The sequence below is a fragment of the Micromonospora sp. NPDC049114 genome, from assembly GCF_040648635.1.
In the GTDB taxonomy this organism is placed as follows: Bacteria; Actinomycetota; Actinomycetes; order Mycobacteriales; family Micromonosporaceae; genus Micromonospora.
In genome coordinates, this window is sequence record NZ_JBEZEA010000003.1 from 397,895 (window position 1) to 412,167 (window position 14,273).

The 14,273-nt window shown below is 70.3% G+C and carries 9 protein-coding genes; 3 read left to right on the forward strand and 6 right to left on the reverse strand.

The annotated features are described in order from the left end of the window. Position 1 precedes the first annotated feature (1 nt). The 5 genes from AB0B39_RS14720 to AB0B39_RS14740 all read right to left on the reverse strand — a co-directional run bounded on the left by AB0B39_RS14720 (position 2) and on the right by AB0B39_RS14740 (position 6,655). Positions 2 to 940, reverse strand: coding sequence for a dihydrodipicolinate synthase family protein (locus AB0B39_RS14720; protein ID WP_234581683.1), 939 nt, complete (start codon positions 938 to 940; stop codon positions 2 to 4). Continuing rightward, on the reverse strand, positions 937 to 2,010 hold the full coding sequence (locus AB0B39_RS14725; RefSeq protein WP_357495520.1) for an ABC transporter ATP-binding protein: 1,074 nt from the start codon (positions 2,008 to 2,010) through the stop codon (positions 937 to 939). The genes AB0B39_RS14720 and AB0B39_RS14725 overlap by 4 nt, the downstream gene beginning before the upstream one ends. Then, positions 2,007 to 3,965 (reverse strand): dipeptide/oligopeptide/nickel ABC transporter permease/ATP-binding protein, encoded by a 1,959-nt coding sequence (locus tag AB0B39_RS14730; RefSeq protein ID WP_357574545.1) that lies wholly within the window; start codon positions 3,963 to 3,965, stop codon positions 2,007 to 2,009. The genes AB0B39_RS14725 and AB0B39_RS14730 overlap by 4 nt, the downstream gene beginning before the upstream one ends. Further along, positions 3,965 to 4,921: an ABC transporter permease gene (locus AB0B39_RS14735; protein ID WP_234581680.1), complete on the reverse strand. Its 957-nt coding sequence runs from the start codon at positions 4,919 to 4,921 to the stop codon at positions 3,965 to 3,967. The genes AB0B39_RS14730 and AB0B39_RS14735 overlap by 1 nt, the downstream gene beginning before the upstream one ends. A 105-nt stretch (positions 4,922 to 5,026) precedes the next feature. Further along, a complete protein-coding gene (locus AB0B39_RS14740) occupies positions 5,027 to 6,655 on the reverse strand; it encodes an ABC transporter substrate-binding protein (protein ID WP_357574546.1) in 1,629 nt (542 codons plus the stop codon). 137 nt (positions 6,656 to 6,792) lie between these two features. Here AB0B39_RS14740 and AB0B39_RS14745 point away from each other — a divergent pair, with 137 nt between their 5' ends. After that, positions 6,793 to 7,524, forward strand: coding sequence for a FadR/GntR family transcriptional regulator (locus AB0B39_RS14745; protein WP_357574547.1), 732 nt, complete (start codon positions 6,793 to 6,795; stop codon positions 7,522 to 7,524). 123 nt (positions 7,525 to 7,647) lie between these two features. Here the strand turns inward: AB0B39_RS14745 and AB0B39_RS14750 are convergent, their stop codons facing one another. Then, positions 7,648 to 8,319 (reverse strand): FadR/GntR family transcriptional regulator, encoded by a 672-nt coding sequence (locus AB0B39_RS14750; RefSeq protein ID WP_357495528.1) that lies wholly within the window; start codon positions 8,317 to 8,319, stop codon positions 7,648 to 7,650. 304 nt (positions 8,320 to 8,623) lie between these two features. Here AB0B39_RS14750 and AB0B39_RS14755 point away from each other — a divergent pair, with 304 nt between their 5' ends. Both AB0B39_RS14755 and AB0B39_RS14760 read left to right on the forward strand, forming a co-directional pair. Then, on the forward strand, positions 8,624 to 11,413 hold the full coding sequence (locus tag AB0B39_RS14755; protein WP_357574548.1) for a glycoside hydrolase N-terminal domain-containing protein: 2,790 nt from the start codon (positions 8,624 to 8,626) through the stop codon (positions 11,411 to 11,413). 56 nt (positions 11,414 to 11,469) lie between these two features. Then, positions 11,470 to 14,256, forward strand: coding sequence for an alpha-L-fucosidase (locus AB0B39_RS14760; RefSeq protein WP_357574549.1), 2,787 nt, complete (start codon positions 11,470 to 11,472; stop codon positions 14,254 to 14,256). The last annotated feature ends 17 nt before the right edge of the window (positions 14,257 to 14,273 follow it).

The following is a 14,273-nucleotide window of genomic DNA, read 5'->3' on the forward strand; positions in this document are numbered from 1 at the left end:
GCTAGACGAGCCCCGCCAGTTCCAGGTGGCCCCGCACCCGGGCCGCCTCGTCGGCGTCGAGCGGTCGCAGGGGCAGCGACACGGCGTTGCTGTCGATGACACCGAGCAGGGCCAGGGCGGTCTTGAACGCGCCCACCCCGCGGGTGGCCCCGGCCGCCGTCGCCGGATCGGCCGCGTCGACGATCCGGAACAGCCGGGTCAGGCGGTCCTGCTCGGCGCGGGCGGCATCCCAGTCGCCGTCGACGCAGGCCCGGTGCAGGCGTACGTAACCGGCCGGGTCCACGTTGCCCAGTCCGGGGACGGAACCGGAGGCGCCGGCGAGCATCATCGCGTCGACCACCACCTCGTGGCCGGTCAACAGGCTGAAGTCGGCGTTCGGCGAGTGTTCCGCGATCGCCAGCACCAACTGGCGGAAGGAGACGTCGTCGCCGCTGGAGTCCTTGACGCCGGCGAGGACGCCGTCCGCCGCGAGCCGGGTCAGCAGACCCGGCGACAGCTTGGTGTGCACGCAGACCGGAATGTCGTACGCCAGCAGCGGCAGCTCGACCGCCGCGGCGAGCGACCGGAAGTGCCGCTCGACCTCGTGCGGGCCGACGATGGCGTAGAAGGGTGCGGTGGCCACCAGGCCGTCGACACCCAGACGCGTCGAGGCCTCGGCCCGGTCGACGACCCGGCGGGTGGTGGGCTCGATGCAGCCCGCGATGACCGGGACGGTGCCGCCGACGGTCTTCACGATGGTTTCGAGAGCCTGGTCCCGCTGGCTGTCGGTGAGGAAGACCGTCTCGCCGGAGCTGCCGAGGGCGAAGATGCCGTCGACGCCGGCAGCGAGCATCCGCTCGACGAGCCGTTCAAGGGAGGCGACATCGACAGCACCCTCCTCGGTCAGGGGGGTGACGACCGGCGGCACGACTCCGGCGAACCGCGGGGCAGGGGTGGTCACGCTGTCTCCTCGACATGTAGGGGGGTGTTGCGGCCGGTCGCTGCTCTGGCGAGCTCGACCAGCTCCGTGTTGCTCGATCCGGCGGGAACGGGGTGGTAGCACCGGAACTCGTGGAGGCCGGCACCGCCGTCGCCCGTCGTGGGTGGTGGCATCTCGATGGCGCAGCCGTCGGTGGCCTTCCAGCAGCGGGTGCGGAACGGGCAGCCGGTGGGCGGCCGGGTCGCGAGCGGTACGGGGCCGACGAGCGGGATCGGATCCAGCGGCGAGAGCAGACCGGGCGTCGCGGAGAAGAGCGCCCGGGTGTACGGGTGCTGCGCGACCTCGGGCAGACCGGCGGCGGGGGTCTGCTCCACGATCCGGCCGAGGTACATGGTGACCACCCGGTCACTGATCCGCTTCACGGTCTGGATGTCGTGCGACACGAAGACCATGGCCAGGTTCAGGCGCTCCTTGAGGTCCAGGAGCAGGTTGAGGATCTGCGCCCGTACCGACACGTCCAGGGCGCTGGTGGGTTCGTCGGCGATGACCAGCCCCGGTTCCAGGGCCAGGGCCCGCGCGATGGACACCCGCTGGCGTTGGCCGCCGGAGAGCTGGCTCGGCAGGACGTCGGCGACCGACCGGGGCAGCCCCACCAGGGCCATCAGTTCCCGCACCCGCTCCTCGCGCTGCGCCTTCGTGCCGCGACGGTGCACGTCGAGCGGGTCGCGCAGGATGTCCCGGACCGGCATGCGCCGGTTCAGCGACGTGGCCGGATCCTGGAAGATCATGCCGACGCCGGCACCGATGTGCATCCGGCGTTCCGCAGCGTTCATCGACCAGACGTCCTTGCCGGCGAAGGCGACAGTGCCGCTCGTCGGCCGCTGCAGACCCACCAGCACCTTGGCCATCGTGGACTTGCCGCAGCCGGACTCGCCGACGACGCCGATGGTCTCGCCGGCACGAACGGTCAGGTCGGCGCCGGTGAGGGCGTACACCCGCTCGCGGCCGAACATGCCGCCCCCGCCGGTGCGGTGGACCACGTGCACGTCGCGCAGCTCGACGATCGACTGGTGTGGGACCGACTCGCTCATCGGGCCAGCTCCTCTTCCCTGACGGTGACGGCCGGGTGGTGACAGGCGTACCGGTGCCCGGCGTCGCCCTCCAGGTGGGGCGTCTCCTCCCGGCAGATCTCCGTCGCCATGGGGCAGCGGTCGGCGAACCGGCAACCCGACGGGAAGTCGGCAGGCGACGGCACCACACCGCGGATCTGGGTGAGCCGCTCCGCGCCTGCCTCGAGGGAGAGCACGGAGCCGAGGAGGCCCCGGGCGTAGTGGTGCGCGGGCGCTCCGACCACGTCGGCGGTGACACCGCTCTCGACGATCTGACCGCCGTACATCACCACGACGCGGTCGGCGACGTCGCTGACCAGTGCCAGGTCGTGGCTGACCAGGATCAGCGCGAAGCCCAACTGGCCGCGCAGCCGCATCAGCAGCTCCATGACCTGCGCCTGGACCGTGACGTCGAGCGCGGTGGTCGGCTCGTCGGCGATGATCAGGCGTGGGTCGCGGGACAGCGCCATCGCGATCACCACACGCTGCCGCTGGCCGCCGGAGAGTTCGTGCGGGTACGCGGACAGGGTGCGCTGCGCGTCCAGACCCACCAGTTCCATCAGTTCCTCGGCCGACCTGGTGCCGCCCCGACTGATCATCTGGGCGAGCTGAGGCCCGATGCGCAGTGAGGGGTTCAGGGCCGAGAGGGCGTCCTGGTAGACCATCGCGATCTCGCGGCCCATCAGGGCGCGGCGTCGTTTCGCATTCAACGTCAGCAGGTCGGTGCCCCCGAAGTGGACCTCGCCGCGAACCCGGGCGCCCTGCGGCAGCAGACCCATCACGGCGAGCGACGTGAGGGACTTGCCCGAGCCGGACTCCCCCACCAGGCCCAGCACCTCACCGGGACGCACGTCGAAGGTCAGGTTGTCGACGATGTCGACGCCCCGGTGCCGCCCCTGGAACCCGATGGACAGGTTCCGGACCTCCAGGACGGGCTCGCCCTGCGGAAGCGGGCGGGCCCGCTCGCGCAGCCGCTGCGCCGCCTCGGGCAGGCCGGGCAGTTGCACCATCTCACCGGAGCCGGGCTGCGCCTCCTCCTGCGCGTCGCCGGTCTTCGTCGTGGTGGCCCGCCGCGCCGCCGGGGCGGCCCAGGCGTCCGACATGCCCTCGGAGAGCACGTTCAGGGCGAGCACGGTCAGCAGGATCAGCAGGCCGGGGAAGAACGTGGCCCACCAGCCACCGATCTGGACCATCTCCTTGCCGAAGGCGATCACCGAACCCCACGAGGACGCCGCCTCCTGGGGAGCGAGGCCGCCGCCGATGAAGGAGAGGGACGCCTCGAACACGATCGAGTCGGCCACCATGACGGTGACGAAGACGAGGATCGGTGCGGCGCAGTTGCGCAGGATGTGCCGCCACAGGATGTGCGGCCGGCGGGCGCCGATGATGCGTTCGGCGGCGACGTAGTCCTCCCGGTACTGCGAGAGCACGTTGGCGCGCACGATGCGGGCGACCTGGGGGACGAAGACGAAGCCGATCGCGATCACCAGGACCAGGAGGCTGTTCTTGCCGAAGGAGATGATCAGCAGGGCGGACAGCACGATGGCGGGGAATGCCATGACGACGTCGAGGCACCGCATCACCACCTCGTCGACCGCGGGCCGGCTGGTTCCCGCCAGCGCGCCGAGGATCGCGCCGACCACCAGGGCGATGCCGGCGCTGCCGAAGCCCACGATCAACGAGCGTCGGGTGCCGGCGACCAGCCGCGAGAACACGTCGCGGCCGAGCTTGTCCAGGCCGAACCAGTAGTCGCCGTTCGGGCCGGTCAGCGCGGGACCGAGCCCGGCCTGCGCGGGGTCGTGCCGCAGGATCAGCGGCGCGAAGACGCCCACCACGAGGATGAGCAGGATGAAGCTCAGGGCGATCCGGGACGTGACGCTGAGCCGTTTGAAGGCGATGCCGGGAACCGACAGCCGGGCGGTGAGTGTTCGACGCATCAGTGGGCTCCGCGCAGTCGAGGGTTGGCGAAGAGGTAGAGGATGTCGACCACCAGGTTCACGAAGACGAAGCAGATGGCGATCGTCAGCACGGTCCCCTGTGCGAGGGCTGTGTCGTTCTGCTGCACGGCGCTCATGATCTGGGTGCCCATGCCCGGCAGCGAGAAGATGGCCTCGATGACGACAGTGCCGCCCAGCAGGTAGCCGATCCGCAGGCCCAGCACGGTGAGCGGGTTGATGAGCGCGTTGCGCAGCACGTTGCGTCCGACCACCACGCGCGGCGGCAGCCCGGCGCCAATGGCGGTACGGACGTAGTCCTTGTCGAGTTCCTCGACCATCGACGTCCGCACGATCCGGGCCAGTGAGCAGCCGACCGGCACGGCGAGAGCCAGCGCGGGCATGGCGAGGGACTGGAGCCACATCGAGAACGAGTCACCGGGGTTGACGTACCCGCCGGTGGGGAAGATCGGGCGGCGGACCGACAGCTCCTGGATGAGCAGGAGGGCCAGCCAGAACGACGGCATGGCGATACCGGCCATCGAGACGAACCGGATGACCTGGTCGGGCCAGCGGTCGCGGTACAGCGCCGCGGTGATGCCGAGGGCCAACGCGATGACCAGCGCGCCGACGATGCCCAGGGCCGTGAGCTGGATCGTCAGCGGCAGCGCGGTGGCGATCTTGTCGGCGACCGGAACGGACGGCGGGAAGGTCACGCCGAGATCGCCCCGGAGCAGGTCGCCCAGGAAGTGCAGGTACCGCAGGGGCAGCGGGTCGTCCAGGCCGTTGGCGGCCTTGAACGCGGCCACCTGCGCGGGCGTCGCCTGGTCGCCGAGGACGGACAGCGCGGGATCGATCGGCGAGAACTGCATGATCACGAAGACGAAGATCGTGATGCCCAGAACCAGCGGTATCAGGGTCAGGAGTCGTCGCGCGACAAGACTCAGAACGCTCAGCATGGTGTCTTTCTTTCGTCGAGGGCGCCGGGGCGTCCCGCCCAGCCCGAGGGGCGAAGGGCTGGGCGGGACGCGGAGGGGCCGGATCCGGGGCCCCCGGGGGCGGGCTCAGCCCTTTCGGCTGCTGCCCAGGAAGTACAGGCCGGTGGTCGCCGCGCCCGAGAAGTCGCTGAGCTTCGCGGGGTCGTACGCGGTGACGACCTTGGTGTGCAGGATCGGGTACAGGGGGACCTCGTCGGCCACCTTGTCCAGAGCCTGCTTCCACAGGGCCTTGCGGGCCGCCTCGTCGGAGGTCTGCGCGGCCTTGTCGAGCAGGTCGGCCATGGCCTTGCGGTCGGCGGCGTCCCACCGGTACCGCTGACCCGGCCAGGTCTGGCCGTAGTAGAACCAGCGCAGCAGCAGGTCGGTGTCGACGCCGAAGACGCTCGGGTCGCCGGTGGCCATCAGCACCCGGAAGGTGTCCTTGGGAACGATGTCGCCGTAGATGGCCGACGAGGGCACCGTGTTGAGGGTGGCGTTGACGCCGATCTTCTTCCACTGCTCGATGACCAGCGGGGCGACGTCCTTCACCGCGGAGTTGTCAGTGGTGTCGAGCTGGAACGACAGGTTGGTCACGCCGGCCTCGGCGAGCAGGGCCTTGGCCTTGTCCACGTTGTGGTCGTAGACGGTGGCGGCCTTCTGGTAGTCCTTGTTGCCCTCGTCCAGGTAGCTCGTCGCCGGGGTGCCGTAGCCGTTGAGCGCGGTCTTGATGACCGCGTCCTTGTCGATCGCGTAGTGCAGAGCCTGGCGTACGCGCTTGTCGTTGAACGGCGCCGCGGACGAGTTGAACATGAGGAAGACCTGGTTGAAGGCCTGCTTCACGTCAACCGTGTACTTGCCCTTGAGCGAGTCGACGTTCAGGTACGGCACCGACTCGATGGCCTGGACACGGCCACCCTGCAGGTCCGACACCCGGGCGGAGGCCTCCGACGTGGTGTTCCACGTCATCGTCTCGACCTTGGCCGGCTTCGGGCCGTTGTAGTTCGGGCTCTTGCTGAGCTTGACGCCCGACTCCTTGGACGCGCTGTCCAGCTTGAACGGGCCGGAGCCGATCGGCGCGGTGTCGAAGGACTTCGACGCGGCGGGGTCCGCGGTCTTCGCCTTCGGCACGATCTTGATGACGGAGATCCGCTCGGAGAACAGGGCGAACGGGTACTTCAGCTTGAACTCGGCGGTCGTCGCGTCCTTGGCGGTGACCGAGTCGATGAACGACACGAACCCCTGCATCAGCGGCGGGGCCTTGGGGTCCGCCGGCTTCAGCACGCGCTGGAAGGACCAGGCGACGTCCTCGGCGGTGACTGGCGTGCCGTCGGAGAACTTCGCGCCGTCACGAACGGCCACCGTGTAGGTGAGCCCGTCCGGGCTGGCCACCGGGTCTTCCTTGGCCAGGGCACGGTAAGGTTCCCGCGTGACCGGGTCGAGATCGATCAGACCCTCGAAGATGTGCTGGTTGACCGCGGTCGCCACCGCCGACGAGGCGTTCCCGGGGTCGAACCCGCTGGAAAGGGTGAACGCCAGAGTGGTCTCGATCGAGGTCGCACCCCCGTTACCGCCTTCGACGGCATTGGTCGAGGCGGGGCCGCCACTGCACGCGACCAGCCCGAGTGCGAGGGTTGCCGCGGTGGATGCGACGGCCAACGAGCGGAACCGGCGCGGGGGGAAGCGCCGACTCTCCTTTGGCTCAACGGTGGTGCTCACGTAGCTGCCTCCATAGGCTCTTCATGCGCTCGCGTACCGCTCGCGCTGAGGGATTCGAAGGTAATGGGGTCTGACGTCAGACATCTGATGCCGATAGGGTGAGCGTGTCAGATCCGTGAACGAAGGGCAAGTGGCAGATGACGACCATTGACGCGTCCCCGCTGCGCGGTGCGGAGCGCCCGGGTCCCCGCCGGCAGGAGGTGGCGACCAAGGTCAAGGATTACATCCTGCGCAATCGCCTCAAGCCGGGAGACATCCTGCCCACCGAGGCGGAGCTGTGCGAGGCGGTGGGCGCGAGCCGCTCCAGCGTCCGTGAGGCCGTCAAGATCCTCTCGGCCCTCGACATCGTCGAGGTACGGCACGGTCACGGCACCTTCGTCGGCCGCATGAGCCTCGCCGCGCTCGTGGAGAGCCTGACCTTCCGCGGCCTGCTCAGCGGCGAGGAGGATCACCACGTGCTGGGGCAGGTCGTCGACGTCCGGCAGACCCTCGAACAGGGGCTGGCAGCCCAGGTCATCGCCGTCCTCGACAGCGGGCACCTGGCGGAACTCTCCACCCTCGTCGACGAGATGGAGACCCTCGCCGCCCAGGGGACGGACTTCCTCGACGTCGACCGCGCCTTCCACGTGAAGCTGCTGGAGCCCCTCGGCAACGACCTGATCCTCCAACTGACCGAGGCGTTCTGGCAGGTGCAGGCCATCGTCGCCCCCACGCTGCGCACCGAGCCGGAGGATCGGGTGATCACCGCCCAGCGGCATCGGGCAATCGTGAACGCGGTCGCGGCCGGGGATGCGTCGGAGCTACGCGCCGCCATCGCCGATCACTACGCACCCATCCGGGCCAGCATCGCGCGCGTCGTACAGGCCTGAAGCGACTCCGCCAACGCCGCCGGATTCGTGACCGCACCGATACGCCCCGGGCCGGAATCGCGCCCGGATGAGAGGGGCCGGACGCCCCACGGCCCGTCGTGACGCGGGTTCCGGGGCCCCCGTTCACAGCGTCCGGCGGAGCCACTCCTCGACACCGGCGACGTGCACGGTGGCCCAGGAGCGCGCCAGCTCGGGCTGCCCGGCCGTGATCGCGTCGACGATCGCCTGGTGCTGCTCACGGGTCCGGGTGACGGCGCCCTCCTGGGTGACACCGCGCCAGATGCGGGCCCGGGTGGTGGGTCCGGAGAGCCCGTCGAGCAGCGAGCACAGCACCGCGTTCCCGGCGCCGACGGCGATCCTGCGGTGGAATTCCAGGTCGTTGGCGACCAGCGCCTCGACGTCGCTGGTGTCGCCGACGTCGTCGAGGACGGCCTGGAGGCCGGCGATGTCCTCGGCGACCATCCGCTGCGCGGCCAACGCCGTGGCGGCGGGCTCGAGGATCCGCCGGACCTCAAGGAACTCCAGCACGGTGTCGTCGCGGTGGAAGTCCACGACGAAGCCGAGCGTGTCGAGCAGCAGGTGCGGGGCAAGGCTCGTGACGTAGGTGCCGTCGCCCTGGCGGACGTCCAGGACGCGGATGATGGACAGCGCCTTCACCGCCTCCCGCAGGGAGTTGCGGGACAGGCCGAGCCGCCGGGCCAGGTCCGCCTCCTTGGGCAGTCGATCGCCGGGGCCGAGTTCGCCCGAGGTGATCATGCTCTTGATCTTGCCGATCGCCTCGTCGGTGAGCGCCATCGCTGCCTCCGCGTCGGTTCGAGCCCGTTGCCGTGACCGCGAGGATTCCATTCCTAGCTGATGGATGCCGACAGCGACACCCGAAGAGCGTCTGGGAGCCATACATCGGATGTTTTTTGCCTCCGGAGCTCTGACATCGGACGTCTACCAGGAGACTGCCCCTTCGGCGACAGGCCGATGAGCTGATGATTGGCCACCAAGCCCGCGATCTTCCTCCTCGAAGGCCACAGTAGAACTTAAGGATCCGGTCCATTGACAATAATAAACATCCCACGTTAACTCTCCTCTACATAGAGGAGGTCCTATGTTCGGGAACAGCAGTCTCCGGAGGATCCTGCGGGCGTCAGCCGCGCCCCTTCTCGTCGCCGCGTGCCTGACCTCCGTGTCCGTCGGCACGCCTCCCGCCCGTGCCGCAGCCGACCCGAGCCTGGCGCTCTGGTACGACGAGCCCGCCGCCGCCTGGGAGAGCAACGCGCTGCCGCTGGGCAACGGCGCGCTCGGCGCCATGGTCTTCGGCGGCGTCCAGACCGAACACCTCCAACTCAACGAGAAGAGCCTCTGGACGGGCGGACCGGGCGCCACTGGCTACAACCACGGCAACTGGGCGTCACCACGGCCCGGTGCCCTGGCCGGCGTACAGGCCCAGATCGACCGGGACGGACGGATGGCGCCCGGCCCGGTGGCGACCGCGCTCGGGCAACCGGCCACCGCGTTCGGCTCGTACCAGAACCTCGCCGACATGTACCTCGACATGACCGGCACCCCGACGACTGTGAGCGGCTACCGGCGCGAGCTGGACCTCGCCGAGGCGACCGCCCGCGTCGCGTACTCCCACGGCGGGGTCACCTACCAGCGCGAGTACGTCGCCAGTTACCCCGGCAACGTGATCGTCGCCCGGCTGTCGGCGAGCCAGGCCGGGAAGGTCTCCTTCGTCCTGCGGACCGTCCCGGCCCAGCCCGGCAGCACCGTCACGGTGGCGAACGGCCGGATCACCGTGCGGGGCACCCTGCCCGGCAACGGGTTGATCCACGAGACGCAGTACCGGGTCGTGACCACCGGCGGCACCCGGACCGACGGCGGCGACCGGGTCACCGTCACCGGCGCGGACTCGGCGTTCGTCGTGCTGTCGGCCGGCACGTCGTACGCCGACACGTACCCCACCTATCGCGGCGCGGACCCGCACACCCGGGTCACCCAGGCGGTCGACGCCGCGGCGACCTCGACGTGGGCGGCGCTGCGCGCGGCTCATCTCGCCGACTACCAGCGGCTCTTCGACCGCGTCCGGCTCAACGTGGGCGGGCAGATGCCCAACGTTCCCACCGACGAGCTGCGGTCGGCCTACACCGGCGCCGCCGGACGGGCCCAGGACCGGGCGCTGGAGTCGCTGTACTTCTCCTTCGGCAGGTACCTGCTCATCGCGTCGTCGCGCGGCGGCTCCCTGCCGGCCAACCTCCAGGGCATCTGGAACAACTCCAACAACCCGCCCTGGCAGGCCGACTACCACACGAACATCAACGTGCAGATGAACTACTGGCCGGCGGAGACCACGAACCTCACCGAGACCGCCGCACCGCTGTTCGACTTCATCGACGCCCTGCGGGCGCCGGGCCGGACCACCGCGCAGACCATCTACGGCACGACCGGCTGGGTCACCCACCTCAGCACCAACCCGTACGGCTTCACCGGTGTCCAGGACTGGGCCACCGCATTCTGGTTCCCGGAGGCCGCGGCCTGGCTGTGCCAGCACCTCTACGAGCACTACCGCTTCACCCGCGACACCGCGTTCCTGCGCGACCAGGCGTACCCGGCGATGAAGGAGGCCGCCGAGTTCTGGCGGGCCAACCTGCGCGTCGACCCGCGTGACGGCAGGCTGGTCGTGACGCCCAGCTACTCGCCGGAGCAGGGTGACTTCTCGGCCGGCGCGTCGATGAGCGAGCAGATCGTGTGGGACCTGCTCACCAACACCATCGAGGCGAGCACCACGCTCGGCGTCGACGCCACCCTGCGCGCGCAGTGGCAGACCACGCTGAGCAAGCTCGACCCCGGCCTGCGGGTCGGCTCCTGGGGCCAGTTGCAGGAGTGGAAGGCCGACTGGGACAGCCCGACCAACGACCACCGGCACGTCTCGCACCTGTTCGCCCTGCACCCGGGCCGGCAGATCTCGCCGCTGACCACCCCGGCGCTCGCCGACGCCGCCCGGGTGTCCCTCACGGCGCGCGGCGACGGTGGCACCGGCTGGAGCAAGGCGTGGAAGATCAATTTCTGGGCTCGGCTGCTCGACGGCGACCACGCCCACAAGATGCTCGCCGAACAGCTCAAGAGCAGTACGCTCGCCAACCTGTTCGACACCCACCCGCCGTTCCAGATCGACGGCAACTTCGGGGCCACCGCCGGCATCGCGGAGATGCTGCTGCAGAGCCAGAACGGCGTGGTCGACGTGCTGCCCGCCGTGCCGGCGGCGTGGCCCACCGGCTCGGTCAACGGCCTCAGGGCACGCGGCAACGTGACAGTGGACGCCGAGTGGCGCAACCGCCTGGCCAGCCGGATCACGCTCACCGCCGGCAGCGGCGGCGCCCTCACCGTCCGCAACCCGATGCTGGCCACCGCCTCGCTGGTGGACCTGAACACCAACCAGACCGTGCCGGTGACCCGCAACGGTGACCGGGTGACGTTCACGGCCGTGGCCGGACACCGCTACCAGGCCGTCTCCACGGCCGCGACCGGCACGATCGCCGGTGTGGCGAGTGGCCGTTGCGTCGACGTGCCGGGTGCGGCCACCGCCGACGGCACCGCACTCATCCTCTGGGACTGCTCCGGCGCCGCCAACCAGACCTGGACCCGACAGGCCGACAACACCATCCGCAACCGCGGCAAGTGCCTCACCGCCGCGAGCACCACCAACGGCGCCGCGGCGACCATCACCACCTGCGGCACCGCCACCAACCAACGATGGACGTACGACACCACAGCGAAAACCCTGCGCAACCAGGCCACCGGCACCTGCCTCGACGCCAACGGCGGCGGCACCACCAACAACACCGCGGTCATCCTCTGGACCTGCACCACAGCCACCAACCAGCAGTGGCTGATGTAGCACCCGCCACCCACCCGTACCGCCCCTGCCTGCCCGTTCCCGGGAAGGACGCCCCCATGACCCGTACCCTGCGCCGTCATCGTCCGCACGCGAGCGGGGCCGTCCTGGCCGCCGTGGTCCTGCTCGCCACCTGCCTGATCCAGCTCACCCCACCGGCAGCGCCGGCCGCCGCGGCCCCGGGGGACGGCACGATCACGGGCGTGGCCAGCGGTCGCTGCGTCGACGTGCCCGGCGGCGCCACCGCCGACGGCACCGCAGTCATCCTCTGGGACTGCTCCGGCGCCGCCAACCAGACCTGGGCCCGACAGGCCGACAACACCATCCGCAACCGCGGCAAGTGCCTCACCGCCGCGAGCACCACCAACGGCGCCGCAGCCACCATCACCACCTGCGGCACCGCCACCAACCAACGATGGACGTACGACACCACAGCGAAAACCCTGCGCAACCAGGCCACCGGCACCTGCCTCGACGCCAACGGCGGCGGCACCACCAACAACACCGCAGTCATCCTCTGGACCTGCACCACAGCCACCAACCAGCAGTGGCGGGTGGCCGCCGCGGACTACCAGCCGCTGCTCGACGTGGGCTTCAGCGGCACCTTCACCTCCGCCACCGGCTACACCCCCTCGACCGGGGAGCTGGTCGACGGGCAGCTCACCCGGCTGGCCGGCAGTGAGGCGATCAGCGGGACGTCGGTCACGCTCACCGGCGGGGGCACCGGCATCGGGTTCTCCCCACGGATCCCGGTGACCAGCACCAAGTACGTCAACCGGAGCCTGTTGGCCGAGGCGGTGGTACGCCGCCAGAGCGGCGCCACCCTGACCTTCGACACGGTGCTCAGCCTCGCCGGTGGCGGCTACTTCCGGTACGCCAGCGGCTCGCAGACCACCACGGAGTTCGGCATGTACGGCCCGGACTCGCCGTACCACGACACCCGGCAGAGCGGGCCCAACCTGTCCGACACCCAGGACACCCACGTGGCGTTGGCCTACGAGTACGTGAGCGACACCTCGGCCCGGCTCGTCGCGTACGTCAACGGCTGCCAGGTGGGCAGCACCGTCACCACTCCGGTCGCCGCGGCCAACGCGTCGCAGGGCCTGCTGACCTTCGGCAACGACGCCGGAACCCGTAACCGTGGCTGGCACGGCACCGTGGACGCCATCGCGCTGGCGACGATGACCGGCGCCGCCGGCCCGGTCGACTTCCAGCTCGACGCGCAGGTCTGCGGCGGCACCCCGCCGCCACCCGGTTGCGCCGGCAATCCCGGCAGCAGCGGTCCGGTCACCCCGGCCACCGTCATCACCGTCGACAGGTGCGACACGCTCGACCGGATCCGGCAGAAGGCCGCCCAGGTCGTCCCGTCGGCCGCCCAGCTGGCCTGGCAACAACGGGAGCTGACGGCGTTCCTGCACTACGGCATGAACACCTTCACCGACGTCGAGTGGGGCAGCGGCAACGAGGATCCGGCCCTGTTCAACCCGACGGCGGTCGACCCGGCACAGTGGATGGACGTCCTCAAACGCAACGGGTTCAAGCAGGTCATCCTCACCGTCAAGCACCACGACGGCTTTCTGCTCTACCCGTCGCGGTACAGCACCCACTCGGTGCGCAGCAGCCCCTGGTGGGGCCGCACCGGCCAGAGCGACATCCTGCGGGCCACAGTCGACGCCGCCCGCTCGGCCGGTCTGGCCGTGGGCTTCTACCTCTCCCCCGCCGACGGCGCGGAGATCCCCGGCCGACGCGGTGGCGACCGGTTCGGCAACGGCAGCGCCAAGCGGGCGGTGAGCATCCCGACGCTCGTCGCCGGCGACACCCGCACCCCGACGCAGACGTACGCCTACCAGGCCGACGACTACAACGCCTACTTCCTCAACCAGCTCTACGAACTGCTCACCGAGTACGGGCCGATGGCCGAGGTGTGGTTCGACGGCGCCAACCCGTACACCGCGTACCCGCAGCCGTACCAGGTCGGCGACTGGTACCGACTGATCCGGGCGCTGCAACCGAACGCCACGATCGCGATCAACGGCCCGGACGTGCGCTGGGTCGGCTCGGAGTCCGGGGCGTTCCGGGCCGACGAGTGGAGCGCGCTGCCGTTCCGGGGCACCGATCCCGGCGCGCTGAACCGCGACGACGACCTGCTCGCCGGCGCCTCGTCGAGCGACCTGGGTTCCAGTGCGCTGATCGGCCGGAACCTGGGGACGGTCACGTACCTGTCGTGGTATCCGGCCGAGGCGGACGTGTCGATCCGGCCCGGCTGGTTCTGGCACTCCGGGCAGAACGGCTCGGTGAAGCAGCCGGCCGCGCTGATGCAGCTCTACGAGAACGCGGTGGGCCGCAACGCCAACCTGCTGCTCAACGTCCCGCCGAACCGGGCCGGTGTGATCGACGCGCCGGACGTCACAGCCCTCGACGGGTTCGGCACCGCCCAGCGCGCCCGGTACGGCCGGGAGCTGTTCGCCAGGGCGGGCGCGACCGGCACCCCCGCCGCCCTCACCGACACGGCACTGAACACGTACTGGTCGCCTTCGGGGGGTGCCACCACCGGCGCGGTCGAGCTGACCGCCTGCCGGACCCGCACGTTCGACCGGCTCCTGGTGCAGGAATCGGTCGGCAGCGGCCAGCGCATCGAGGCGTTCGCCGTGGACGCCTGGATCAACGGCGGCTGGCAGCAGGTCGCCGCCGCCGGGACGGTCGGCTACAAGCGGATCGTGCCGCTGTCCACCGCCGTGACCAGCGACCGGCTGCGGCTGCGGGTCACCGCCGCGCGCGGCGTACCGCAGGTCGCGACGCTCACCGCGTACGCGACCGACAGCACCGCCAACCCGGCGTCCTGCTGATTTCCCCGCCCTATCCC

Excerpts from the sequence above, each read along its gene's own strand:
- AB0B39_RS14745 (WP_357574547.1), top strand. The coding sequence starts at position 6,793 with ATGACGACCATTGACGCGTCCCCGCTGCGCGGTGCGGAGCGCCCGGGT.
- AB0B39_RS14750 (WP_357495528.1), bottom strand. The coding sequence starts at position 8,319 with ATGGCGCTCACCGACGAGGCGATCGGCAAGATCAAGAGCATGATCACC.
- AB0B39_RS14760 (WP_357574549.1), top strand. The coding sequence starts at position 11,470 with ATGACCCGTACCCTGCGCCGTCATCGTCCGCACGCGAGCGGGGCCGTC.
- AB0B39_RS14725 (WP_357495520.1), bottom strand. The coding sequence starts at position 2,010 with ATGAGCGAGTCGGTCCCACACCAGTCGATCGTCGAGCTGCGCGACGTG.
- AB0B39_RS14735 (WP_234581680.1), bottom strand. The coding sequence starts at position 4,921 with ATGCTGAGCGTTCTGAGTCTTGTCGCGCGACGACTCCTGACCCTGATA.
- AB0B39_RS14730 (WP_357574545.1), bottom strand. The coding sequence starts at position 3,965 with ATGCGTCGAACACTCACCGCCCGGCTGTCGGTTCCCGGCATCGCCTTC.
- AB0B39_RS14755 (WP_357574548.1), top strand. The coding sequence starts at position 8,624 with ATGTTCGGGAACAGCAGTCTCCGGAGGATCCTGCGGGCGTCAGCCGCG.